The following is a 22952-nucleotide window of genomic DNA, read 5'->3' on the forward strand; positions in this document are numbered from 1 at the left end:
CGGGGCAATCCCGGAGCCGGCCGCAAGACCCGGAAGACCAGATGACTGCAAGCGCCCTGCCCCGGACCGACACCGCCACGGCCCCCGTGCTGCACCTGCGGGGCGTCACGAAGCGCTTCGGCGCGATGACGGCCGTGGATGCCGTCGACCTCGAAGTGCGGGCGGGAGAGATCCATGCCCTGCTCGGCGAGAACGGCGCTGGCAAGTCGACCCTGATGAACTGCCTTTTCGGCCTGCTGCAGCCCGACGAAGGGCAGATCCTGCTGGAAGGCCAGCCGATCGAGGTGACCTCGCCGCGCCGCGCGCAGGCGCTGGGCATCGGCATGGTGCACCAGCACTTCAAACTCGTCCCCTCGATGACGGTGGCCGAGAACGTCTTCCTCGGTAACGAACCCGTCGCCGGCCCCTTCCTGAAGCGCCGCGCCGCGCGCGACCGGGTGCGCGAGCTGGTCGAGACCTACGGCCTGCGCCTTGACCCCGACGATGTCGTGGGCTCGCTCTCTGTCGGCGCGCAGCAGCGGGTCGAGATCCTGCGGGCGCTGTCGAGCGAGGTGAAGATCCTCGTGCTCGATGAGCCGACCGCCGTGCTGACGCCGGCCGAGACAGAGCGCTTCTTCGAGGTGGTGCGCGGCTTCGCGGCGCGCGGCCTCGCCGTCATTCTCATTTCCCACCACCTCAAAGAGGTGCGCGCCGTCGCCGACCATGTCAGCGTGCTTCGCCGCGGCAAGAAGGTCGCCGATCTCGGCATCGACGAGGTCACCAATGCCGAGCTGGCCGCCCTTATCACCGGCGAAGAGCGCGCCATCGTCAGCGAGGTAGAAATGCGCCGCGCCGATGGCCCCCGCCGGCTGGAGGTGCAGGGGCTGCATGTCGTCAACCAGCGCGGCACCGAGAAGGTGAAGGGCGTCGATCTGGACGTCGCCGAGGGCGAGATTGTCGGCGTTCTTGGCCTCGCCGGCAACGGGCAGACCGAGCTGGTTGAGGCGATCACCGGCCTGCGCCCCGTCTCCGGTGGGCGGGTTGTGGTGGACGGCACCGATGTCACCAACAAGGGCCCGGGCGCCCTGCGCGCCGCCGGCATCGCCCATATCCCCGAGAACCGCATTCTGCGCGGCATGGCCGGCTACTGGCCGGTGCGCGACAATATCGCCGTCGGCTATCTCGACACACCCGAAGTCGGCACCCGCCTTCTCAGCCGCAGCCGGATCAGCGCGCTGGTGGAGAAGCTGATGAGGCAATTCGATGTACGCGCCAGCGGGCAAATGCAGCTCGCCCGGCGTCTCAGCGGCGGCAATGCCCAGAAGATGGTGCTGGCCCGCGAACTCTCGCGCGAGCCCGATCTCGTCATCTGCGCCGAGCCGACCCGCGGGCTCGACATCGCCGCGGCTGAATTCGTCCGCAACGAACTGGTCGCCCGGCGCGACGCGGGCTCGGCCGTCTTGCTGATCTCGTCAGAGCTGGAGGAGGTGGTGCAGATCGCCGACCGGCTGCTGGTGATGTCGGCCGGGCGCATCGTCGCCCGTTTCGAGGGCCGCCGCCCGACAGAGGCCGAGATCGGCCGCGCCATCCTGGGAGGCGAGGAATGAGCACCACCACCGACACGCCGCAGGGCCGCCGCCCCTTCCACCGCCTGATCCCGCGCGGGCTGCTGCTCTCCATCGCCGCCGTGGTGGTGGGCGTCGCCTGCTGCGCCGTCCTCATCTTCGCGCTCGCCGATGAGCCGGTGATCGCGGTGACGTCCTTCGTGTTCGGCACCTTCTCGAACACCTACAATTTCGGCACGATGATCGCGATCGCGACCGTCCTGTCGCTGACGGCCTTCGCCGCGACCTCGGCCTTCCGCGCCGGCGCCTTCAACATCGGGGTGGAGGGGCAGCTGGTGCTCGGCGGTCTGGCGGCGGCGGTTGTCGCGCCGGCGAGCGGCGTGGGCGGCATCGGCGGGCAGGCCATTGCGCTTGGTGCCGCGGCCCTGGCCGGAGGGTTATGGATCGCCATTCCCGCCTTCCTGCGCGTGCGCTTTCGCACCAACGAGATCCTGACCACGCTGATGTTCAACTACATCGCGGCGGAGCTCGCCCTCTTCCTCGTGAACGCCTATTTCCGCGACCCGACCTCCGGTGCGGTCGAAACGCCGCGGCTGGAGCGTGACCTGTGGCTGACACGCATCCTGCCGCCATCTGCCGCCAACGTCGCCATCTTCCTAGTCATCCTGCTCGCCATTGCGATGTGGCTATTCTTCGACCGCACGCGCACCGGCAAGCGGATGGAGGTCGTCGGCTTGCAACCGGCCTTCGCGGAGTATCTGGGCATCCGCTCCGAGCGCGTGCTCTTCTGGGCGATGGTTGCCAGCGGCGCTCTTGCGGGCCTCGGCGGCGGCGTCGCGATCCTCGGCATCAGCCATTCGTACATCTCGGGCTTCTCGCCTGAATACGGCTTCCTCGGGCTGACGGTCGCCCTGATCGGCCGGCTGAAACCCATCGGAATCCTCGCCGCCGCGGTGCTCTACGGCACGCTCGTAACCGGGGCGACGGTAATGCAGGCCACCAGCGACGTGCCCTATGCGCTCGTCTTCATCCTGCAGGCCGTGCTGATCCTTCTGATCACCAGCAAGCGCTTCGGAGGCTGACCCATGTTCCTCGGTGATTTCCTCGCGCTGACGCTTTCCAGCCTCGTGCCCATCCTCGCCGCGGCCATGGGCGGCATGTTTGCCGACCGGGCCTTCGTTCCCAACATCGCGCTCGACGGCTGCATGCTTGTCTCCGCCCTCGCGGCGCTGGCGGTGGGCGTGGCGACCGGCTCGCCCTGGATCGGAGTGCTGGCCGCGGTGATCACCGGCACGATCTTCGCGCTGTTGCTGGCGCTCGCCGTCTTTGCCCTGCGCTGCGACATCATCATCTCGGGCATCGCGCTCAACCTGATGGCCGTGGGCATCTGCCTTCTCGTCGTGCGCTATCTGCTCGATTCCACCGGCACCTACGCGCCCTTCGGCGTGACGCTCATTCCCCGCTTAGGCCTCGGCGCTCTGGCGGAGGTGCCCGTCCTCGGCGCCGCGCTCGACCGGCAGAGCGCCCTGCTCTACGTCGTCATCGCCGTCGCCATCCTCGCCACAATCACCATGAACCGCACCCGCTTCGGCGCGCATGTGAAGGCCGTCGGCGCCTCGGAGGAAGCGGCGGAGGCTGTTGGCATCAAGCTCATCCTCGTGCGCACCCTTGCGCTGGCGATCAGCGGCGGGCTGGCGGGGATCGGCGGAGCCTACCTCTCGATGAGCTCGGTCGCCTCGTTCAATTCGCAGCTCACCGGCGGGCTTGGCTTCATCGCCTTCGCCGCGGTGATTTTCGGGCGCGCCACCCCGCTAGGCACCATCTCGGCGGCGATCATCTTCGCGCTCGCGAGCTCGGTCGCGATCTACCTGCAGGGCACGGGCTTCGTCGCCCGCCAACTCATCCAGGCACTGCCCTATGTGGTGACCGTGGCAGCCCTGGCGCTGCAGGGCATCCTGCAACGCGGCAAATACGACGCGGGGCTGACCCTGCATGTCCCCGCCATCATCCCGAAAGGCTGACCGATGCCCCCCGTTCCCGTTCTCGTCGATTGCGACACCGGCATCGACGATGCCATCGCCCTGCTCTACCTGCTGCGCCACCCGGACGTGAAGGTTGTCGGCGTCACCACCGTCTTCGGCAACAACACCGCCGCCCAATGCGCCATCAACAGCCTGCGCGTGCTGGAGCTGGCGGAGGCCGAGGGCATCCCGGTGGCGGTCGGCGCAGAGAACCCGCTCATCGGCGAGGTCACCTATCTCGCGACGCATGTGCATGGGAAGGACGGGCTCGGCGATGCCGGTCTTCCGATGGAGGTTCGGTCGGAGGTCAGCCCTCTCAGCGCCGTCGAGCTCATCGACCAGCTCTCGCGCGAGCACGAGGGCGCGCTGCGCATCCTCGCCCTCGCCCCGCTCACCAACCTCGCCCATGCGCTGGATGCCCTGCCCGGGCTGGCGGGCCGCGTGAAGGACGTCGTGATCATGGGCGGCGCCGCCGATGCGCCCGGCAACCAGTCACCGGCCGCCGAGGCCAACATCATCCACGATCCCGAAGCCGCTGAGCAGGTGCTGAAGGCCGAGTGGGAGACGACGCTCGTCCCCCTCGACGTCACCATGCGCGAAGTGCTGACAGAGGCGCACCGCGACGCGCTGATCGCCATAGGCAAGCCCCTGCCAGCCTTCGTCGCGGCGGTCACCGAGTTCTACATGCAAGGCTACGGGCAGGAGAGCTACGGGCGCTTCCAGTCCCCCTGCCACGACGCCCTCGCCGCTGGTGTGCTGACGGGCGAGGCGACCTCTCTCATCGCCCCCGTCATCGACGTTACAGTCGACTGCACCGACGGCCCCGGCCGCGGCGCCACGATCTGTGACACGCGGGCGAAGTACCGGGGGTTCACGGGGATCACCGGCGGAAACTGCCGTGTGGTGCTGGAGACGGACGGGGCCTTCTGTGACCGGCTGGTCGAGCGGCTGATGGGCTGAGGCTGAGGCTGAGGCTGAGGGTGGAAACGCCCGGTCGCCTGGCCAGCAATCTTCCCCGCAGGAGGCCCGGCGACCCTGCCGCTTCAGGCAGACTGGCCGGCTGAGCATCTTGAACGCAGCCTCCCGGGGCGCCGGTGGCCGAGACCGTTCATCTGACCTATCCTGAGTTTGACACCGCCGCTTCCCTTCGGCGGCCTCAGGCAATCGGCGGCCACGAATACGGGAGCCACAGCCTGGCAGAACATTTCGAATAGGGGCATCCCCGGCGCCGCCTGAGCGCCTCCTCGTCTGAGAAGGAACGACATGACGGCCGACATCCTTTGCCTCACCTCCCTGCCCACCGAGCTGCAATCGGAGCTGGAGGAGCGCTTCACCGTGCACCGGCTCTTCGACGCCGACGACCGGGAGGCCGTGCTGCGCGAGGCCGGCCCCAGGGTCCGCGGCATCGTCACCGATGGCGGCAAGGCGGTGGACGAGGCGCTGCTGGAGCGGCTGCCGAAGCTCGAGTTCGTCACCTGCGCCTCTGCCGGCTATGACCTCATCGACACCGCGGCCCTGAAGCGCCGGGGCATCCGCATGGGCAATGTCTCCCCCGCGCTGGAGGATGACGTGGCCGATACCGCCGTGCTGCTGCTGATGGCGGCGCGGCGCGACCTGCCGCGCGCCCATGCCCATGTCACCTCGGGCGACTGGGCGGATGGCTCCTATCCCCTGCTCCACAGCTTCACCGGCGGCAGGCTCGGCATCGCGGGGATGGGGCGGATCGGGGCCGCCGTGGCGCGCCGGGCCGAGGGCTTCGGCAAGGAGATCGGCTACTTCTCACGCACCGAGAAGCCGGACGCGCCGGGGCGCCATTTCGATGACCTGACGGAGCTGGCCAAGTGGGCGGGCGACCTGATCGTCAGCCTGCCGGGCGGGGACGCGACGCGCCACATGATCGGCGCCGAGGTGATGGCGGCGCAGGGGCCGGAGGGCATCCTCGTCAATGTCGGGCGCGGCTCGGTGGTGGACGAGGCGGCCCTGATCGCCGCGCTGACGGACGGCACGCTCGGGGCGGCGGGGCTCGACGTGTTCCACGATGAGCCGACGCCCGATGCGGCGCTAACCGGCCTGCCGAATGTCACCTGCTACCCGCACCATGCCTCAGGCACGGTGGAGGCGCGCGGGGCGATGGCGCAGATGACGCTGGACAACCTCACCGCCTATTTCGACGGGCGCCCCCTGCCCTACGAGGTGGAGCTGTAGCTCTCCCCATCGGAGGCGGCCTCCGGGAACAGCGCCCGAACCTCCAGGTGGGTGACCGCCCCTCAATCGTCGATCTCGACCTCCGAGGGGTGACCCGGCCGCCAGGGCGGCGGCACCTCGCCGTTCTCGGCGCGGCGGCGGTGGCGCCAGCGCCAGGTCGCCCCGGCGGCGGCGTTGCTGTCGAGCTGAACCTCGTAGGGCTGCTTGGGATTGGACAGGTCGATCCAGTTACAGGCGATGCTCTCTTGGTGCTTAATCAAGGCCCCTCTCCCCCTCGTTCGTCAGTCCGTAGCGCGCGGCCAGCTCTGTGAATGTTCCGTCGGCCTCCAGTCCGTGGAGGATGCGCGTGACCTCCCGGTTCAGCGTTTGATCTCCGCGCCAGAAGCCGAAGCCGAGCGGGATCGGCGCGAGCTCTCCGGGCAGCCAGGTCAGCACCAGATCGCCCTGCGTCGAGGCCAGCGACTGCGCGAGAAGAGCTTCGCTGATGGCGACATCCGCCTCGCCAGAGGTCAGCGCCTGCAGCAGCGCCTCGGGCGACTGCACGATCTGCACCGAGGTCTCGCGGGCGCGCAGGTATTGGCCCAGCCCGATCCGGTCGAGCCCGGCGAGACCCGCGTAGAAGGCGACCTTCTCGCCCGGCTGGAGCTCATCGAGCGGCTCGCGCGAGAGCATGGCCCAGCCCGTTTCCAGATGGGCAGCGCCGGTATCCATGAAGGCCTGCGTCGCGTCAGAGAGGGCAACGCCGCCGGCGACCATTTGGCAGATGCTGCGGTTGATGTGCCAGGCGCGCGGGTTGAAATCGCGCCCCATGTAGGGGTTCGACGAGATGCGCAGCCGCCAGCCGGCGCGCGCGGCGATCTCCTGCACCAGCTCCACCTCGAAGCCCGGCCGGTCCGGATCGCCGGTGACGAGCGGCGGGTAATTCTCCGGCATGCAGACGCTGATCAGCCGCTGCTCGTCGATCTGCCGCAGCGACCGGTCGGGCGGCAGGAAGCTGAGGGCGAAGACCACCGCAAAGCAGATCGCCACGGGCAGCAGCCAGCCAAGGCGCCGCCAATATTGCGGGCGCGGCCCCGCCCTGCTTCTGGCCCTCCTCGCCTCAGACACGGCGGAACTCCCAGACCGCGACGAGGAAGAGCACCAGGGTGGTGATGCCGACGACGCGCAGGTCGAAGGAGGCGTCGAACTGGTTGAAGTTTATGAGGATGCCCCGCATCGCGTCCACCGCGTAGGTCAGCGGGTTCCACTCCACGACAACCACCAGCCACTCGGGATAGATCGCCAGCGTCTGCGCCCGGGTCAGCGCCGGGTCGAGCGGGAAGACCGAGCTGGCGGTGAAGTAGAGCGGCAGGATCACGGCGTTGGAGAAGACGCCGAAGCCCTCGAAGCCGCGCACGTAATTGGCGATGACGATGCCGAAGGACGTCAGCCCGAAGGAGAGCGTGAACATCAGCGCGATGGCGGCCAGCGCGTCCATCAGCGTCAGCGGCACGCCGACGAAGCGGGCGACGACGAGCACCATGCAGCCATGGATCACCGCCGTCGTGGCGCCGCCGAGGATCTTGCCCAGCAGCACGAGGTTGCGCGGCATGGGGCTGACCATCACCTCGCGCAGGAACCCGAACTCGCGGTCCCAGATCAGCGAGACGGCGGCCTGCACCGAGGTATAGAGGATGTTCAGCACCACCACGGCGGGGAAGATGAACTGCAGGTAGGTGTAGGGCACGACGAAGCGGACCTCCCCGTAGACCTCGCCGCGGAAGTAGGGGTTGAGCCCGATGCCGAGGATCAGCACCCAGAGAAGCGGGCGCGAGACGCCGCCGATGAGCTGGCCGCGGTCGCGCAGAGAGCGCTTCACCTCGCGCAGCCAGATGGCATAGACGCCGCCGAGATAGCCCATCATGCCGAAGCCTCCTTCTGTGCGGCGGCCGGGTCGCGGCCATAGAAATCCGACGCCGGGTCGGAGAGGACGAGGTCGCGGATGCGCCCCCAGAGGTAGGCGCGCAGCTCGAGGAAGGCGGCGCTGGCGCGCACCTCCTCGCCGAAGCGCGGGCGCGGCAGCGGCACCTCGATATCGTCGAGCACCTGCCCGCCGCCCATCAGCACCACGCGGTCCGCCAGCACGAGCGCCTCGTCGACGCTGTGGGTGACGAAGAGCACAAGCGCCCGGTTCCGCTGCCAGATCGCCATCAGCTCCATCTGCATCAGCTCGCGCGTCTGCGCGTCGAGACTGGCGAAGGGCTCGTCCATCAGCAGGATCATCGGCTCCACCGCCAACGCCCGGGCCAGCGCCACGCGCTGGCGCATGCCGCCCGAGAGCTGGGCAGGGTAGCTGCCCTCGACGCGGGCGAGCCCGACGAGATCGAGGTAATGCAGCGCCCGCTCCTTCCGCTCGGCGGCGGAAAGAGGCAGCTCCTCCAGCGCGAACTCGATGTTGCGCCGCACCGTCAGCCACGGGATCAGCCGGAAGGACTGGAAGACGAAGCCCGCCTCCGGCCCCGGCCGGGGCGCCTTGCCGCCGAGCCGCACCTGCCCCTCCTCCGGCCGGATCAGCCCGTTGGCGACGCGCAGGAGCGTGGTCTTGCCGCATCCCGAGGGGCCGACGACCGCCACGAAGGTGCGGTCGTCGCAGGCAAGCGAGACGTCCTTCAGCGCAACGGACTCCGCCCCGCCGGGGCGGTTGAAGCGCTTGGTGACGCCGTCCAGCACGAGCCGGGGGGCGCCCGGCTCGCGCCAGTCTGTGGCGGCGCCCGCCATCAGCGAACCGGCATGTCCGAGGCGCCCTCGGCGGTGCCGAGATCGGCGAGGACGTTGTCCACCGGGCCGAAGTCGACCCATTCGGCCAGCGTCACCTCGCGCTGATCGGCGAAATCCTCGCTCTGGTAGAGGAAGTCCTGCGTGAACTGCAGCTCCTCGGCATTGAGGCCGCCGTTGACCTCCCAGCCGCCGGCGAAGCTCTCGGCCAGCATGTCGAGCGTCTCGGGCGCCACGTCGGGGCGCACCTCGCTCATGTAATCGACCCAGAGCTGCGGGTTGTCGGCCACGTCGCGGCTGGCGCGGATGAGGGCGCGGATCACGCCTTCGACCTCGTCGCCCCGCTCGTCCAGCGTCTCCTGCAGGACGACGTTGACCTTGTTCACCACGGGCGCCGCCTCGTAATAGGCGTCCTGCGGCACGAGGATGTGCAGACCCGTCTGGTCCGGCAGCTCGGACCAGACACCGATGGACATGGTCGTCGCATCGACCTGCCCGGCGGAGAGCGCCTGCCCCCGCACCGAGGGCTGGCCGAGCGCGACGAGTTCCAGGTCGTCCCATTCCAGCCTGTAGCCGGAGAGGACCTCGCCGGAGAGCGTGTAGTCGAGGCTGCCGATCCGGCCGACGCCGAAGCTGGCGCCCGCCAGATCCTCGGGCGAGGCGATCTCGTCGCTGGAGGCGATGAGGAAGGGCAGCGACTTGTTGGGCGAGGTGACGGCGCGCATGTCGGGCGAGCCGCCGAGGACGAGCTGCACCAGCGCCTCGACGGAGATGTTGGCCATCTCCCCCTCGCCGGACTGCAACGCGGCGACGGCGGACGGCGTCTGCTGCACACGCACCAGATCGACCTCGACGCCCTCCTCCTCGAAATAGCCGCGGTCGGCGGCCATGTCCTGGATGGAGTTGGGCACCAGCGGCGGCTCCAGATGCGTGACGATCAGCCGGAAGGGCTCCCCCATCGCGGTGGAGCCGAGCAGGGCCACGCCGAGGGCGAGGCCGAGCGATGTGCCGGTCTTGGTGAGTGTCATGGTAATCCTCCTCCTGATAGTGCGCGCTGTCACAGGTCTCGCTTCCAGCGCGCGAGCCGCGACTCGACGAGCCGCAGAAGTTCGGTGACGACGACACCGATGGCCGCGAGCGTGAGCACCACGACGAAGTACTCGGCCATGCGGAAGGTGTTGCCGTAGATCGAAAGAAGGCCGCCGAGCCCGGCCACGGCCGTGTAGAGCTCGGCGACGACGGTGTTGATCAGCCCGATGGTGGCGCCGAGGCGCAGCCCGACGATGACGTAGGGCATCGCCCCCGGCAGAACGATGCGGGCGAAGATGCGAAAGCGCCCCGCGCCGGTGGAGCGGGCCATCTCCACCAGCTCCTCGTCGGCCTGCAGGACACCGGCATAGGTGTTGATGATGATCGGCATGACGGCGCCGAGGAAGACGATGAAGGTCTTCGCCTCGAAGCCGAGGCCGAGAAGCACGATGATCAGCGGGATGAAGGCGACGCGCGGCGTGGCCGAGAGCGCGTAGACGAAGATGTCGAGCACCCGGCCGAGCAGCCGGACGGCGCCCATCAGCAGCCCCAGCGGAATGGCGACGAGGATGGCGAGCGCGTAGCCCGAGCCGTAGATCGTCAGGCTCTCCAGCAGCGCCGATTGCAGCCGGCCTTCCGCGAAGAGCCGCTGCGCCGCGGCCCATGTCTCCGACGGCGCCGGGATGAGGTTGCGCGAGACGCTGAGCGAGGCGATCCACCACAGCAGCAGCAGCAGGCCGACGAAGCCGACCCGCGCCAGCGCCACCAGCCAGGTGCGCTCGGAGAGGGCGCGGCTATCCACGGCGCCCGCCCCGTTTTCGCGCCGGTGCCGCCGGCTCATCGCGCAGATCGCGCCCGGTGAGGGAGAGGAAGACACTCTCGAGGCTGGGCTGGTCGATCTCGATCTGGTCCAGCTCGCCGCCCGACTCCTGCAGGATGCGGCCAAGCGCGACGGGATCGTCCACCGGGATGGCGAGGCGGCCGTCGGCCGTGGCGACTGCGGTGGAGAATTGCGTGTGCAGCCGCTCGCCCGCCTCGAGCGAAAGGGGGCGGCCGCGCAGAACGGTCTTGCCATGCTCGGCCTTCAACGCCGAGGGGGTGGCGTCGGCGCGCACCTCTCCCCGGTCGATCACGACGACGCGGTCGCAATTGTCGACCTCTTCGATGTAATGCGTCGTCACCACCACCGTCAGCTCGCTGCGGCTGCGTAGCTCGGCGATGTACTCCCAGATCCGCGCCCGCGACTGGGCGTCGAGGCCGACGGTCGGCTCGTCGAGGAAGAGGAGCTGCGGCTCATGCAGCAGCCCGCGCGCAATCTCCAGTCGGCGCTTCATGCCGGAGGAAAGGGTGCGCACCGGCGCCTCGGCCCGGTCGGCCAGCTCCACCAGCTCCAGCATCTCGGCGATGCGGCGGCGGCGGTGGGCGCGGGTCATGCGGTAGACGAGGCCGTGAAACTCCAGGTTCTCGCGCACCGTCAGGCGGGTATCGAGCGTCGGGTCCTGGAAGACCACGCCGATCTGCTGGCGCACCTCGCGCGGAGATTTCACCACGTCGAGGCCGGCCACCTCTGCCCGCCCGGCATCGGCGCGGGTGATGGTGCAGAGGATGTCGATCAACGTCGACTTGCCGGCCCCGTTGGGGCCGAGGATGGCGAAATGGCTGCCGGCGGGCACCGCCATGCTCACCCCGCCGAGCGCGGTGACGCGACCGAATTCCTTGCGGACGTCCTCTACCAGGATCGCATTGCCCGTCATGTCAGAACTCCCCTGCCCCGAAGACGGCGCAGGAACAGGTCCGAAAGGTCCTCCTCTGCCGCGACGTCGATGGCGGGCCATTGCCGGCGGCGGCAGGCCCCCTCTATCTCGGCCTGCCAGGCGCGCAGCGCGTCGGCGTAGCCCGCGAGCGTGGCGGCATCGAGCCGCACGTCGATCTCGTCGCCCGTCTCGGCATCGCCCAGCGTCATGACGCCGGAGCCCAGCCCCTCGGGGTTGCGCTCCGCCGCGCTGAGCAGCTGCACGGCCCAGAGCTCCTGCCCCTGCGCCTCGGCGAGGGCGAGCTGCTCTGGCAGCGCCTCGTCCCACCAGTCGGAAATGACGATGATGAGCCCGTGCGCGGTGAGCGAGCCGAGCAGCTGGCGCAGCGCGCCGCCCACATCCGCCGCACCGCCGCCCGGCACCCTTGCGAGCCAGGCAAACAGGTCGTCGGCCCGGCCAGAGCCCTGCCAGCGGGGCGAGACCTGCGCGGGCGCGCCGCCCCCGCAAGTCACCACCTGCACCCGGTCGCCCGCCGCGAGGCCGATGAAGCCGAAGACCTGCGCGATCAGCCGCGCCATGCGCGCCTTCTCCCCCTCCATCGAGGCGGAGAGGTCGACGAACACAGTCACCGGCAGCTGGCGCATCTGCGCGTATTGGCGGATCACCGTCTCGCCCGAGCGAGCCATGACATGCACGTCGAGATGCCGCGTGTCGTCGCCCGGCTGGTAGGGCCGGTGGTCGACGAACTCCATGCCCGCGCCCTTCTGGCGCGAGCGCCGCTCGCCGACGCCCGCCGTCGGCTGGGCGCGCACGGGCACCAGCCGGCTGGTCATTAGCCTGTCGAGCAGGGCGGCGGGCGGGCGCATCAGACGGCCCCCACGGTCTGGTCGAAGAGCCGGCGCATCAGCGCGGCCACGTCGATCTCGCTGGCCCGGCCCTCGAAATTGGGCTGCACACGGTGGCCGGTGACGGGGCCGAGCACGGCGCGCAGATCCTCCACCGCCACATGGTCGCGCCCGGCGATCATGGCGTTGGCCTTGGCCGAGAGCACCAGCGCCTGCGCGCCGCGCGGGCTGATGCCGAAGCGGATGTTGCGCTTCACCTCCTCCGGCGCATCGGGGCTGCCCGGTTGCGAGCGCACGCAGAGCTCGGCCACCGCGGCACGCAGCCGCTCGGCCAGCGGCACCGCGCGCACGAGGCGCTGCAGGGCGAGGATATCCTCCGGCGTGATCGTCTGCGCCTGCTCGGCGGAGGCGCCTCCGGTCGTCGCCGCAAGGATGCCGGAAAGCATCTCGCTGTCCGGATAGGCGATGTCGACGCGGAAGAGGAAGCGGTCGATCTGCGCCTCGGGGAGCTGGTACGTCCCCTCCATCTCGATCGGGTTCTGCGTGGCGAGCACGAAGAAGGGCTTCGGCAGCTGCATCGACTCGCCGGCGGCGGAGACGGTGCCCTCCTGCATCGCCTCCAGCAGCGCCGACTGGGTGCGGGGCGTGGCGCGGTTGATCTCGTCGGCCAGCAGCAGCTGCGCGAAGATCGGGCCGCGGCGGAACTCAAGGTGATTGCGGCCGTCCTCCCCCGGCACGATGACCATGGCGCCGGTGATATCGGCGGGCATGAGATCGGGCGTGAACTGAATGCGGCTGAAGCCGAGGCCCGTCGCCTCGGCGAGGCTGCGCACCATCAGCGTCTTGCCCACGCCCGGCGGGCCTTCGAGCAGGATGTGCCCGCCGGCGATGAGCCCGGTCAGGATCAGCCGCAGCGGCCCCTCCTGCCCGACGACGCTGGTCCGCATGCCCGTCAGGGTGCCGGCGAGCGCCGCGCGCAGACGTGTCAGCTCCGCCGCGCCGCCCGACGGGGCGCTGCCTTCCCTGGCCATGGTGTCGGGGTCGCTCATGATGTTCCCTCCCTGCGGGTCCTGTTGGCCTGCCCGGGCCAGTCGATGTAGCGGCGCAGTAGCGCCGCGAAGAAGAGCGCCAGCCCGGCCAGCACCCAGGGGCGCCGGGCGCGCGGCCAGTCGAGACGAAGGCCCTGCGCCGCCGCTAGGGCCTCCTCCAAAGTCGTCGCCTCGCCGCCTGTGAGTGACGATAGCCAGGCACCGGCCTCGGGATCGGCAGAGGGGCTGAAGGCGGGCGCATAGGAGAGGTGGAAGGCTGTCGTTGCCGCCTCCTCCCCCTCGCCCACCACGGTGCTGTAGGTGCCGGGGGCCGAAAGCGGCATCGCCCCCTCGTAGAGCCCCGGCTGCGCCTCGATCAGCGTCACGCGGGCGGTCTCACCGCCCGGCGTTTCCACCTGCGCTTCGGGGTGCAGGCCGCCTTCCGGTGCCCCCTCCTCGTCCAGCACCGTCAGGTTGAGGATCAGCCGTTCGCCATCGCTCCGGCTCTCCAGCAGCTGGCCGGTGGCCGGCAGGGGCGATTGCAGGCTGCGCGCGACGCTGGCCCAGAAGGCGCCATAGCCCGGCAGCCCGTGCCAGGCCTCTGTCCAGGGCCCAGTCGCATCGGAAGTGAAGGCGAGCGCCTGGCCTGTGCCGTAGGACCAGGCGGCGAGCAGCGGGGCGTCCTCGCCATCGCTGTCAGGTACGGTGATCGCCACCTCCGCCTCGTCCTTCGGCGTCGTCAGCACGAAGCCGGTGACCGTCGGCAGGCGGGCGGGCAGCGCCGCGGCGCCGGGGGCGGAGCGGTCGGTCCAGACAGGCTGACGCTCGCCTTCCTCGACGGGCGAGGAGAACATCATCGCCTCCTGCGAGAGGATCGAGGGCAGCGCCGCGAAATCACGGGTGACATGCGCGGCCCCACCGCCGAGCGCGGCGATCTGCTCCACCGTGCCCCTGTCGGATCCGTCACCGATGGCAACGCCCGAGACGGTAACACCGGCCTCGCGCATCTGGCCGAGGATGCCGGGCCAGTCGCCCGGCTGCGACAGGCCGTCAGTCATGACGATCACATGGCGGGCAGCAGACTCCGCGCCGCGCATCTGCTCCCATGCCGCAACGAGGCCGGGATAGATCGAGGTGCCGCCGCCGGTATCGACGCCCGCCAGCGCCGCCTCTGCCCCCGCCATCTCCAGGTCGCTCAGCGGCAGCACGGTGCGCGCCTCGGCGTCGAAGACAACGATACCCACCTGGCTCTCGCTGTTGAGGAGCTCGATGGCCGAGAGCGTCGCGCGCTTGGCCATGTCGAGCCGCGTCCCCTCGCCCACCGCCTGCTGCATGGAGCCGGAGCGGTCGAGCACGAACATCATCGCCACCTCGGGCGCATCGCGCGGCACCTTGGCGGAGAGCGGCGAGAGGTCCTCCAGCGGGGTTTCGAAATAGCCGCCGGGGCCGAAGCTGTTGGCCCCGCCGAGGAGGATCAGCCCGAGCCCGTGCTCGCGCACGCTTTCCTCAAGGATCTCCTGCTTGCGGCTGGTCAGCGAGATTGCCGGAGTGTTGAGCAGCACTGCGGTGCCGTAGCCGAGCCAGCCGCGCACGTAGTCAGGCGCGTCGCTGGGGGAGAGGACGTCTGCGGTCAGCCCTGCGCCGGCGAGCAGGGTGGCAAAGGCCTCGCCATGCGCCGGATCGGGGCTGATGACGGCGACGGGGCGCAGGGGCCGCGGCTGCACGATCTGCCCGGCGCGGTTGTTGGCGGCCATGTCGGCGCCGTCCGGGTCGATCAGCATCTCTATGAGCACCGGCGCTGCCTCTGCCTCGGCCGGGAGCACCATCTCCAGCCGGTTCGCGCCGGCGCGCAGCGTCACGACCTGCGAGGCGATCTCGGCGCCGTCGCGGAAGACATGCAGCCGCCGCTCTGTCCCCTGCCCCGCCTCGACAAGGCCGGTGACGCGCAGGCGGTCGCCGATCAGCGCAGCGCGGGCGGTTTCGATGCGGCGCAGGACGACTTCATCGGGAGGCAGCCGCGTCGGGCGGAGGTGATCCACCTGCAGGCTGGCGTCGCGGGCGGCGACGGCGTTGGAGCGTCCGAGGACGGTTTCCAGCTCGGGGCGATGGGCGGGCGCGCCGGTGAGGAGGATGCGTCCGGCCTGCCCTGGCGGGACGGTGGCGGCGGCCAGCTGCAGGGCTTCATTGCTGTTCAGGAGCGGTTGGGCGAAAGGCTGCCGGGCCGGGTCGGCTTCGGCGGCGTCGCCCGAAATCGCGGGGATCGTGCCCGCCGACACGGCGCTCACGGCGGGGCCGAACAAACCGGGGCGCGGCAATTCGGCGGTCTCTGCCCCGACCAGCACGAGCCCCTCGCGGGGAGACATCTGCGGGGTGGGCAGGCGGAGGACGCCGGCCACGAGAAGCGCGAGTGCCAGCAGGGACAGGATCGGCAGCCGCCGCGGGGACCGCTCGGCGACGGCGGCATAGGCGAGGTCGGCGACAATGCAGGCGGCGGCGAGGCCGATGAGCCAGGGGGCCAGCGCGCGCGGCAGGAGCTGCGCGGGCGCGGTGTCGGGTGCCGGAGGGGCGACCTCCAACGGGGTAGCCGGCGCGTTGACGGCGAGGAGCTGCCCCGATGCCGGGTCGCGGAAGAGACCGGCGGCAAGGGGCACTGCCCCCGCATGGGCCAGCGGCGCGCCGCTCTGGGCATCCACCATGCCATCCAGCCGCGCCGCGCAGGACTGGCCGACGAGGCAGGCCGGCCCGGTCGCCCGTGTCGGCAGCCCCAGAGCCTCCAGCACGGCGCGGGCGAGCAGCGCCATCTCCGGACGACCCGGCCAGTTGGTGTCGGCGGGGTCGAAGGCGAGCCGTAGGTCGGCCCGGCCCGGCTCGCGCCGCAGCTCCACCAGCGGCAAGCCATCGCCGGCGAGCAGCGTCTCTGCCCCCTCCATCGCCGGCCTCGCATAGGCGCGGCTCAGCGTCAGGTCCGCCCAGGGCAGCGCCTGCCCGAGCGGGCCGGCCTGCGACCAGGAGCTGGGATCGGGGCCAGCCACGGCGACGGGGTTCGGCGTGCCCTCGGCATGGCCCGCGCCGATCCAGAGGGTCGGCACCTCGGGCGGGCGCGCCACGCGGATGCCATCGACGATGACGAGCGCGTAGCCCTCCAGATCGTCCGGCAGCTCATTGGCCTGATAGAGCGCCACCTGGGGCACGGCGGAGAAGGCCGCAAGCAGCGGTTGCTCGCCGGGGCCGAGGTAGAGCACCGGCAGCTCCGGCACCGGCAGCCCGAGCGTGAAGCGCGCCGCCTCCCGGCCATCGAGCGAGATGGTGAGGATGCCGGGGCCGGGGAGCTCCAGATCGCGGGAGACGCTCGCCGTCCCGTCCTCGTCCGGGGTGACCTCCAGCTCCACCCAGGGGAGCGGGGAGACACCCGGTGCGTCGCTGTAGCCGAGGGTGAGCTGGGCGGGCGCGTCGCCCGGCAAGGTCACCTCGGCAGCGACGCGCCAGCGCCCGGCCCCGGCATCGAGCGCGGTCACCTCCGCCGAGACCGTGGGGCGCGGGGCGGGCAAGGCGGCGGGGCGGCGAAGCTCCGGCGCGAAGGGCGCCAGCTCGTCCGGTACGGCGCCGGGGGTGACGAGGACGAGGCGAGCGCCTTCCTCCCCGGCGCCCAGGCCTTCGGCCATGCGTGCCACTTCGGCCCAGTCTGCCGGCGCTTCGGCGGAGGTGAGGCCGGCGAGGAGCGGGCCGGCGAATTCGGCGCGCCAGGGCCAGCCGGCAGCGATGACCCGCGGTTTGGGGCGGGCGAGGATGGCGGAAAGCCGGACCGGCGGGACGGCGCCGGGGCGCTGAAGCTCCGCCTGCAGCTCGTCGATGGCAGCCGTGAAGGGTGCGGCCCCGCCCGGCTGGGTTACCGCCATCGCGCCCGAGCCATCGAGCACCAGGATGAGGTGGTCAGCCGGCTTCTGCCGTGAGAGGTAAGGCTGGGTCAGCGCCAGGGCGATCAGCAGGATCGCGGCGATCTGCAGCACCAGCGGCCAGCTGAACGGCGGCCAGCGGCGGCGCGCCTGGCGGCGGCCCTCGGGCAGCGCGAAGCGGCGCCAGAGGATGAGGCTCGGCACCACGGCACGTCGCTTCCGCACGGCATGGAGCAGCAGCACCGCGCCGGCAAGCAGCCCGAACAGGAGGAAGGCGGGGGCGGCGAAGCCTAGCATGCTCCGCCCTCGCAGGCGGCGCCGCGGCCGAGATAGCGAGCGACGACATCCCGCCCGGCGAGCGAGACGACGCTGCGGCTGCCTATCTCGCCGGGTGCGGCACTGTTAGCGCCACTGGCGAAGCCGGCGGCTGCCGCGGCCTCTGCAGCTGCCTCGGCCACCTCGGGCGGCAGCTCGATGCGGATGCGGTTGCCCTCCGGCGAATCCGGCGCGTCGAGGAGGATCTCCTCGCCGGCGCCGGCTTCCAGCGTGGTGAAGTCGGCATCCTCCTGCAGCTCCTGTGAGCCGAGGCCGGCCATGTCGCTTTCGCCGCGGCCGGATTGCAGCGCCGCGCCGACAGGCACGCGGCCCGCGAATTGCAGATCTTCGCCGTCCATGCGGCGGGGCTCATCATCGCCGCCGCCGCCAGTCAGGCCGGGGTCGGCCGAGGCCTCGCCGCTGCCACTCGCGCCCTCGGGGTCGTTCAGCAGTTCGTCCTGCCCGCGGCCGACGTAGCGCTCGGCCATCTCGGGCGGCCGGTCATACATGCCCGGCGGGCGTGAGGCGTCGAGCGCGGCGCGGGCCTCTTCGGCCGCCTGCCGGGCGGCGTCGGCACGGGCCGCCTCGTCGAGCCGGTCGCCGAGGCCGGCCAGCCGCTCCCCTGCCCCCTCGCCCAGCCAGTCCGGGCGCTCCTCGCCATAGGCGCGGGCGGCGTGTTCGAGCAGCTCTTCGGCCTCGGCAGTGCTGATCTCGCCGCCACCGGCGCGGGCCTCTTCAAGCCGATCCTCCATCGCGCGGGCCACGGCGGCCAGGTAAGGGTCGCCGCTGGCGTCGGCATCCGCCGCCATCCGCTCTGCCGCTGCCTGTAGCGCCGCCTCGGGGTCCTCCGGCTGGCTCTGCGCGACCCGTGGGGTGAACGAAAGGTCGAACGGGGCCGCGGCCTCGCGCAGGGCGAGGCTCACGAGGACGGCGACGACGATGATCGCAGCGTTGATGGCGAGGATCACGACGGGCCGCGGGAAGAGCGGCTCGATGCGCCGGGCATCGAGCGACCGGGCCTGCGGGGCGACGTGCCCCAGCAGCACCTCGCCGACCGGGCCGGCGGGGTCGCGGCGGCTGGCGACGTCAACGGCGGTGCCGAAGGCCTGCCCGAGGCCGGCGCGCCGGTCGATGCGGAAGGCGAGCGCCGTGCCGGTTGGGCGGCGCCACCACAGCAGCAGGAAGACGGCGCCGCCGGCGATCAGCGCGGCACCAATGGCCGCGACGGCGACCGTCCATGTCAGCGGCTTCGCCAGATTTGCCCGAACGGCGATCTCCGCCGCGGCCCCAACAAGCGCCCCGGCGAGGAGCGCCGCCAGCAGAGCGGTCAGCGCGCGCCGAAGCCCCGCCCGCCGCGCGACCCGCTGCACGGCCTCGAACAGCGCCGCGCGGGCGCCGCCTGTGGGATCGGGCGGCGCGCTCATGACAGGGCCGGAGTGAGGAGCCGCACCAGCGGGCGCAGCACATCGGCCACACCGCTGCTCTGCAGCGCCCAGAAGAGCGCGACCAGGGCCACGCCGACGATCTGGTGACGCTGCGCCACGGCCTCGTAGCCCTTGGGCCAGACGGCCAGCAGCAGGTAGCCTCCCGGAAGCGGCGGAATGGGGATGAGGCCCAGCAGCACGATCCAGGGCGCGAGCTCGGATGTCGTCTTCAGCCAGTTGGCGAGGCCCGCCGACAAGCCGGGAGAGAACGTCCCGAACACCAGCGGCCGCAATGCCCATGCGAGCGCGCCGAGGGCGAGGATCACGCAGAGCGCGCCGGCGACGCAGAGCAGCAGGCCCGCCCGTCCTCCGCGCAGCTTGCCGGGATCGACATCGACCGGCCTCACCCAGCCCGCGCGCCCCAGCACCGCGGCGAGGATCGCCCAGATGGGCACCTGCGCGACTGGGTTCAGCGTGACGCGGCCATCCTTCTCGGGGCCGGCATCACCGAGAAGGCGGGCGAGAAAGGCGAAGGCGGCGCCATGCGCCGTCAGCAGCACCAGCGCGGCAACGGCCCTCAGCAGCATCTGCCAGACGGATATGTCCCTCATGGTGACCGCCGCGACCGCAAGGTCATCCGCCGCCGGGCCGCGCCAGATCGTGCGCGACGAGCAGCGCCTCGATGGTGCCGTCCGCCTCCAGCGCCGCGATGGCATCGCTCAGGGTGGCGTTGAGGAAACTGTCCTGCGACCGAGTGGCGATGCCGACATCGACGCTACGCACCTGGAAGGGCATCTGCGGCAGGATGTGATAGCCGGCCGCCTCGGGGTCGCCGCCCGTGGCGTTGAGCAGCCCGGGCAGCCACATCATGCCGACGGTGTTGGTGCCATCCTCGATCCGCTCCAGGACCAGCGCGTTGTCGTAATAGGGCACACGCGTCCATCCGCCGTTCTGAGCAGAGAGGTAATTGATGAGTTGCGCATCGCCCGGCGCCAGCATGCGCGTGCCGATGCGGGTGTCTTCGGGCAGATCGCCCGCGTCCTCCGCCTCCGCATCGCGGGAGAAGATGACGGTGTCGGCGCTGAGATAGGGTCGAGTGACGCTGATCCACTCGGGGTTCCGGTCATTGACCAGGAAGCCCGTGAAGGCGTCGCAGTACTGGACGAACATGTAGAAGATCTGATCGACCGTCAGAGGAATGCGGTAATCGTATTGCGACTGGATGGTCTGCAGATCGCCGCGGCGGATCTCGAAGAAGTCGACCTCTGCGAGCAGCGCCATGCCGAGCGTCTCGGCCAGCTCGCGCTCGAAATCGGCCATCATGCCGAAGGGGTTGTAGCAGAAGGTGATCTTGTTGCCGTCGTTGCGCAGCCGGTCCTGGTAGAGATCGCGGCTGATGATCCCTTCCTGGGCGGCGGCCGCAGTTGAGACAGCCGTGACGGCGACAAGCACCGCCGCGGTCAGGCGCTGGTTCGGTCGCATCTCGTTCATCCTTGTCGGCCCGGCTGGCCGGGCTGTGGCGCGGGGCCGGCACATGGCCGACCCCGCGATCATCGAAGGCTCCGGCAGGCGGGATCGCCCGCCGGAGCGTGGTGTCGATGAGGGTCAGTCGGCTTCCGGCAGGGCGAACACGTAGACCGCGTTGCCCGTGGTCGGCAGGTCGAGCTGTTCGCCGACGAGCGAGGCGAAGCTCGCGCCGTAGCTCGGGCCGCCGGCCGGGATCGCGACATACTGGCGCCCGTCGACCTCGTAGGTCACCGGGTGGCCAGAGGCCGCGGCCGCCAGCTTGGTCGACCAGAGCATCTCGCCCGTCGCGCTGTCGAGCGCCTTGAACACACGGTCGACGCCGCCCGAGAACAGCACGCCACTGTCAGTGGACATAAGCGGGGCATAGATCGGCAGGGGCTGCTCGTAGCTCCAGGCCGTCTCGCCCGTGGTGATGTCGATGGCGTCGATCCGGCCGACATTCTCCACCCCTTCGGGCAGCACGGAGAAGGTGTCGGTGTTGTAGACGTCGAGCGCCCCGAACTCCTGATCGATCGCTTCGGCCTCGTAGCAGGCGTTGGTGAGCGTGATGTAGTAGAGGTTGGAGTTCGGATCGTAGGTCGACGGGTTCCAGTCGCGGCCACCCAGGTAGGTCGGGCAGTGGTAGACCGTTTCGCCGACAGTGCTGAGCACCGCATCTTCGTTGACCGTCACGAGACCGTCGCCGTCGATGTTGTCGATCAGGTTCTGCTCGACGGTCGCACGGGCATAGATGAAGTCACCCGTTTCGGCGTCGAACTGCCACATGACGCCCGTCTTGCAGGGCACACCTGTCAGAACGCGCTGCGTGTCACCCGTGGCACCGTCGCCGATGGCGAGCATGCCCTCCATCGTTTCGCTCGGCGTCGCGGCGATGTCGGCCGTGATCATCTCGTAGGTGCATTCCTGGTCCCAGTTGTCGCGGGGCAGGGTCTGGTGGCGCCATACGATCTCGCCCGTTTCGGGACGAACGGCGAAGCGGGTGTTGGTGCCGTAGAGCGTACCGCCCGGCGTGCCGCGCTGCGCCTCGGACGCAGGGCCGGCACCGGAGGAGCCGTAGAACACCAGATCGAGCTCGGGGTCATAGGTGATCTGGCCCCAGACGCCGGTCATCCAGCGCGCCTCGTAATCGTTGCCCCAGGTCTCGTCGCCTTCCTCGCCGGGGCGCGGAATGAACTCGTTGCGCCACAGCTCTTCGCCGGTCTCGCTGTCATGGCCGGTGATGAAGCAGCCGAAGGGCGAGAACTGGCAGGTGGAGCCGAGGACGACGACGCCATTGGCGACGATCGGGCCGGAGGTGTTGGAGACCATCTCGGTCCCCTGCCCGCGGTCGATCTCCCAGGCGAGCTGGCCGCTTTCGAGATCGAGCGCCACCAGGTGGTTGTCCCAGGTCGCGAAGTAGAGCTTGTCTTCGTAGATCGAGATGCCGCGCTTGCGGTCGCCCAGCGAGTTGAGCAGCATCGTGTCGCCCACGGCGCGGCGGTATTCCCAGATCAGGTCGCCGGTCGCGGCGTCGATGGCCTGGATGACGTCGCCGGGGTTCGGCATGTACATCACGCCGTCATAGATGATCGGCGAGGCCTGCACCGGGCCGGCTTCCATGCCGCGCGCCCAGACGAGCTGCAGATCGCCCACGTTCTCGGGCGTGATCTGCGTCAGCGGGCTGTGGCGGTAGTTATCCTGTGCGCGGCCATAGGTCAGCCAGTCGGCGGGATCGGGGTTGGCAAGCATCTCGTCGGTGACCGGCGTGACCTGCGCCAGCGCGGCGCCGCCGGTGGCAATCATCACGGATGCCAGCATCATAGAACGCAATTTCATCGGGTCTCTCCTCCCATATTTGCAGTCGTCTTGCTGCGGCCACCTCCTCGACTGGGCCGCATCTTCTTGTCCGGTGGGAGCGGCGGCCCGGAGGGACCGCCGGCCGCCGGTCACTCCTCCGGCTCGGCCGTGATGATGATCTGATCAAGCACGTCGTAGTCGGCCGGGAGCTCCATGTCGCCCGCAGGCGCGCCGTGCAGCGACAGCACGAAGGCGGTCACGTCGGCATATTGCTCGGAGGTCAGCGAGTTGGGCTGGCCCTTCGGCATCTGGAAATGGATGAAGTCGTAGTAGGCGCTCAGCGGGATATCGCGGTACTTGTCATCGAGCACGTTGCCGATGATGCCGGGCCCGCCCGGCGTGCCCCGCCCGCGCACACCGTGGCAGGCATTGCAGTTCTGCCCGTAGAGCGTGCGGCCGGCGAGCGCCTGTTCCTCGGTATAGATGCCATCCCAGATGGTCATCTCCTGGCTCTCGGCCTCGCTCTCGCCCGCCGCCTCGGCGCGCGCCGCCTCCTGTGCCGCCTCGCGTGCTGCCCGCTCCTCATCGGTCATGTCGCTAAAAGCATAGGCGTTGCTTATGCTGAGGCAGGAGAGCGCAGCCCCGATCAGGGCCGCTCTGACTAGGGATTTCTGATTGCTCATAGCGCCTTATCGTCCTGGGGAAGTGTCGATTCCCATACCATAGTGAAGCCCTCGGATTCGCAATGGATTAGCGAAACCGATATCTCAATCCATGCCATAGCTTTTTACTATACGCGCTATGAGAGCGAGCAATGGCGCGCTCGGGGACGCGTTG

The 22952-nt window shown here is 70.2% G+C and carries 20 protein-coding genes; 5 read left to right on the plus strand and 15 right to left on the minus strand.

What is annotated here, in order from left to right; translation table 11 throughout:
• Window positions 1-41: 41 nt before the first annotated feature.
• The 5 genes from ACXN5S_RS06935 to ACXN5S_RS06955 all read left to right on the plus strand — a co-directional run bounded on the left by ACXN5S_RS06935 (window position 42) and on the right by ACXN5S_RS06955 (window position 5770).
• The gene (locus tag ACXN5S_RS06935; protein WP_458604673.1) at window positions 42-1586 is read left to right on the plus strand and encodes an ABC transporter ATP-binding protein; all 1545 of its coding nucleotides are present in this window, start codon (window positions 42-44) and stop codon (window positions 1584-1586) included.
• On the plus strand, window positions 1583-2626 hold the full coding sequence (locus ACXN5S_RS06940; RefSeq protein WP_458604674.1) for an ABC transporter permease: 1044 nt from the start codon (window positions 1583-1585) through the stop codon (window positions 2624-2626). Before ACXN5S_RS06935 ends, ACXN5S_RS06940 begins: the two co-directional genes overlap by 4 nt.
• Before the next feature lie 3 nt (window positions 2627-2629).
• Window positions 2630-3565 carry an ABC transporter permease gene (locus ACXN5S_RS06945; protein ID WP_458604675.1) on the plus strand — a complete coding sequence of 312 codons (936 nt, stop codon included), beginning with the start codon at window positions 2630-2632 and terminating at the stop codon, window positions 3563-3565.
• A gap of 3 nt (window positions 3566-3568) precedes the next feature.
• On the plus strand, window positions 3569-4525 hold the full coding sequence (locus ACXN5S_RS06950) for a nucleoside hydrolase (RefSeq protein WP_458604676.1): 957 nt from the start codon (window positions 3569-3571) through the stop codon (window positions 4523-4525).
• Between the two features lie 303 nt (window positions 4526-4828).
• Entirely contained in the window at window positions 4829-5770 is a 942-nt protein-coding gene (locus tag ACXN5S_RS06955; RefSeq protein ID WP_458604677.1) for a 2-hydroxyacid dehydrogenase, read from the plus strand.
• A gap of 62 nt (window positions 5771-5832) precedes the next feature.
• Here ACXN5S_RS06955 and ACXN5S_RS06960 read toward each other — a convergent pair whose 3' ends face one another.
• The 15 genes from ACXN5S_RS06960 to ACXN5S_RS07030 all read right to left on the minus strand — a co-directional run bounded on the left by ACXN5S_RS06960 (window position 5833) and on the right by ACXN5S_RS07030 (window position 22708).
• On the minus strand, window positions 5833-6030 hold the full coding sequence (locus ACXN5S_RS06960; protein WP_458604678.1) for a hypothetical protein: 198 nt from the start codon (window positions 6028-6030) through the stop codon (window positions 5833-5835).
• Window positions 6023-6799 carry a substrate-binding periplasmic protein gene (locus ACXN5S_RS06965; RefSeq protein ID WP_458604679.1) on the minus strand — a complete coding sequence of 259 codons (777 nt, stop codon included), beginning with the start codon at window positions 6797-6799 and terminating at the stop codon, window positions 6023-6025. The genes ACXN5S_RS06960 and ACXN5S_RS06965 overlap by 8 nt, the downstream gene beginning before the upstream one ends.
• Before the next feature lie 70 nt (window positions 6800-6869).
• A complete protein-coding gene (locus tag ACXN5S_RS06970) occupies window positions 6870-7673 on the minus strand; it encodes an ABC transporter permease (protein ID WP_458604680.1) in 804 nt (267 codons plus the stop codon).
• The gene (locus ACXN5S_RS06975; RefSeq protein ID WP_458604681.1) at window positions 7670-8527 is read right to left on the minus strand and encodes an ABC transporter ATP-binding protein; all 858 of its coding nucleotides are present in this window, start codon (window positions 8525-8527) and stop codon (window positions 7670-7672) included. Before ACXN5S_RS06975 ends, ACXN5S_RS06970 begins: the two co-directional genes overlap by 4 nt.
• Window positions 8527-9552, minus strand: coding sequence for an ABC transporter substrate-binding protein (locus ACXN5S_RS06980; protein WP_458604682.1), 1026 nt, complete (start codon window positions 9550-9552; stop codon window positions 8527-8529). Before ACXN5S_RS06980 ends, ACXN5S_RS06975 begins: the two co-directional genes overlap by 1 nt.
• Window positions 9553-9581: 29 nt before the next feature.
• A complete protein-coding gene (locus tag ACXN5S_RS06985) occupies window positions 9582-10394 on the minus strand; it encodes an ABC transporter permease (protein WP_458604683.1) in 813 nt (270 codons plus the stop codon).
• Window positions 10348-11307: an ABC transporter ATP-binding protein gene (locus ACXN5S_RS06990; protein ID WP_458604684.1), complete on the minus strand. Its 960-nt coding sequence runs from the start codon at window positions 11305-11307 to the stop codon at window positions 10348-10350. Before ACXN5S_RS06990 ends, ACXN5S_RS06985 begins: the two co-directional genes overlap by 47 nt.
• The gene (locus tag ACXN5S_RS06995; RefSeq protein WP_458604685.1) at window positions 11304-12173 is read right to left on the minus strand and encodes a DUF58 domain-containing protein; all 870 of its coding nucleotides are present in this window, start codon (window positions 12171-12173) and stop codon (window positions 11304-11306) included. The genes ACXN5S_RS06990 and ACXN5S_RS06995 overlap by 4 nt, the downstream gene beginning before the upstream one ends.
• Window positions 12173-13201, minus strand: a complete 1029-nt coding sequence (locus tag ACXN5S_RS07000) for an AAA family ATPase (protein WP_458604686.1) — start codon at window positions 13199-13201, stop codon at window positions 12173-12175. The genes ACXN5S_RS06995 and ACXN5S_RS07000 overlap by 1 nt, the downstream gene beginning before the upstream one ends.
• Complete coding sequence (locus ACXN5S_RS07005; protein ID WP_458604687.1) at window positions 13198-17370, minus strand: VWA domain-containing protein; 4173 nt, start codon at window positions 17368-17370, stop codon at window positions 13198-13200. The genes ACXN5S_RS07000 and ACXN5S_RS07005 overlap by 4 nt, the downstream gene beginning before the upstream one ends.
• A complete protein-coding gene (locus tag ACXN5S_RS07010; protein WP_458604688.1) occupies window positions 17364-18812 on the minus strand; it encodes a hypothetical protein in 1449 nt (482 codons plus the stop codon). The genes ACXN5S_RS07005 and ACXN5S_RS07010 overlap by 7 nt, the downstream gene beginning before the upstream one ends.
• Window positions 18809-19423 carry a zinc metalloprotease gene (locus ACXN5S_RS07015; RefSeq protein ID WP_458604689.1) on the minus strand — a complete coding sequence of 205 codons (615 nt, stop codon included), beginning with the start codon at window positions 19421-19423 and terminating at the stop codon, window positions 18809-18811. The genes ACXN5S_RS07010 and ACXN5S_RS07015 overlap by 4 nt, the downstream gene beginning before the upstream one ends.
• A gap of 22 nt (window positions 19424-19445) precedes the next feature.
• Complete coding sequence (locus ACXN5S_RS07020; RefSeq protein WP_458604690.1) at window positions 19446-20294, minus strand: hypothetical protein; 849 nt, start codon at window positions 20292-20294, stop codon at window positions 19446-19448.
• Window positions 20295-20417: 123 nt separating this feature from the next.
• The gene (locus ACXN5S_RS07025; protein WP_458604691.1) at window positions 20418-22154 is read right to left on the minus strand and encodes an outer membrane protein assembly factor BamB family protein; all 1737 of its coding nucleotides are present in this window, start codon (window positions 22152-22154) and stop codon (window positions 20418-20420) included.
• A gap of 110 nt (window positions 22155-22264) precedes the next feature.
• Window positions 22265-22708 carry a c-type cytochrome gene (locus tag ACXN5S_RS07030; RefSeq protein ID WP_458604692.1) on the minus strand — a complete coding sequence of 148 codons (444 nt, stop codon included), beginning with the start codon at window positions 22706-22708 and terminating at the stop codon, window positions 22265-22267.
• Window positions 22709-22952: the final 244 nt, after the last annotated feature.

It is taken from the genome of Pseudoroseicyclus sp. H15 (assembly GCF_054353345.1).

What these genes read in the sequence shown, in the direction of transcription:
- ACXN5S_RS06990 (WP_458604684.1), bottom strand. Translation starts at nt 11,307, where the DNA reads ATGACGGGCAATGCGATCCTGGTAGAGGACGTCCGCAAGGAATTCGGT.
- ACXN5S_RS06950 (WP_458604676.1), top strand. Translation starts at nt 3,569, where the DNA reads ATGCCCCCCGTTCCCGTTCTCGTCGATTGCGACACCGGCATCGACGAT.
- ACXN5S_RS06980 (WP_458604682.1), bottom strand. Translation starts at nt 9,552, where the DNA reads ATGACACTCACCAAGACCGGCACATCGCTCGGCCTCGCCCTCGGCGTG.
- ACXN5S_RS06970 (WP_458604680.1), bottom strand. Translation starts at nt 7,673, where the DNA reads ATGATGGGCTATCTCGGCGGCGTCTATGCCATCTGGCTGCGCGAGGTG.
- ACXN5S_RS06975 (WP_458604681.1), bottom strand. Translation starts at nt 8,527, where the DNA reads ATGGCGGGCGCCGCCACAGACTGGCGCGAGCCGGGCGCCCCCCGGCTC.
- ACXN5S_RS07015 (WP_458604689.1), bottom strand. Translation starts at nt 19,423, where the DNA reads ATGAGGGACATATCCGTCTGGCAGATGCTGCTGAGGGCCGTTGCCGCG.
- ACXN5S_RS06995 (WP_458604685.1), bottom strand. Translation starts at nt 12,173, where the DNA reads ATGCGCCCGCCCGCCGCCCTGCTCGACAGGCTAATGACCAGCCGGCTG.
- ACXN5S_RS07025 (WP_458604691.1), bottom strand. Translation starts at nt 22,154, where the DNA reads ATGAAATTGCGTTCTATGATGCTGGCATCCGTGATGATTGCCACCGGC.
- ACXN5S_RS06945 (WP_458604675.1), top strand. Translation starts at nt 2,630, where the DNA reads ATGTTCCTCGGTGATTTCCTCGCGCTGACGCTTTCCAGCCTCGTGCCC.
- ACXN5S_RS07005 (WP_458604687.1), bottom strand. Translation starts at nt 17,370, where the DNA reads ATGCTAGGCTTCGCCGCCCCCGCCTTCCTCCTGTTCGGGCTGCTTGCC.
- ACXN5S_RS07020 (WP_458604690.1), bottom strand. Translation starts at nt 20,294, where the DNA reads ATGCGACCGAACCAGCGCCTGACCGCGGCGGTGCTTGTCGCCGTCACG.
- ACXN5S_RS06940 (WP_458604674.1), top strand. Translation starts at nt 1,583, where the DNA reads ATGAGCACCACCACCGACACGCCGCAGGGCCGCCGCCCCTTCCACCGC.
- ACXN5S_RS06985 (WP_458604683.1), bottom strand. Translation starts at nt 10,394, where the DNA reads ATGAGCCGGCGGCACCGGCGCGAAAACGGGGCGGGCGCCGTGGATAGC.
- ACXN5S_RS07000 (WP_458604686.1), bottom strand. Translation starts at nt 13,201, where the DNA reads ATGAGCGACCCCGACACCATGGCCAGGGAAGGCAGCGCCCCGTCGGGC.
- ACXN5S_RS06935 (WP_458604673.1), top strand. Translation starts at nt 42, where the DNA reads ATGACTGCAAGCGCCCTGCCCCGGACCGACACCGCCACGGCCCCCGTG.
- ACXN5S_RS07010 (WP_458604688.1), bottom strand. Translation starts at nt 18,812, where the DNA reads ATGAGCGCGCCGCCCGATCCCACAGGCGGCGCCCGCGCGGCGCTGTTC.
- ACXN5S_RS06955 (WP_458604677.1), top strand. Translation starts at nt 4,829, where the DNA reads ATGACGGCCGACATCCTTTGCCTCACCTCCCTGCCCACCGAGCTGCAA.
- ACXN5S_RS07030 (WP_458604692.1), bottom strand. Translation starts at nt 22,708, where the DNA reads ATGACCGATGAGGAGCGGGCAGCACGCGAGGCGGCACAGGAGGCGGCG.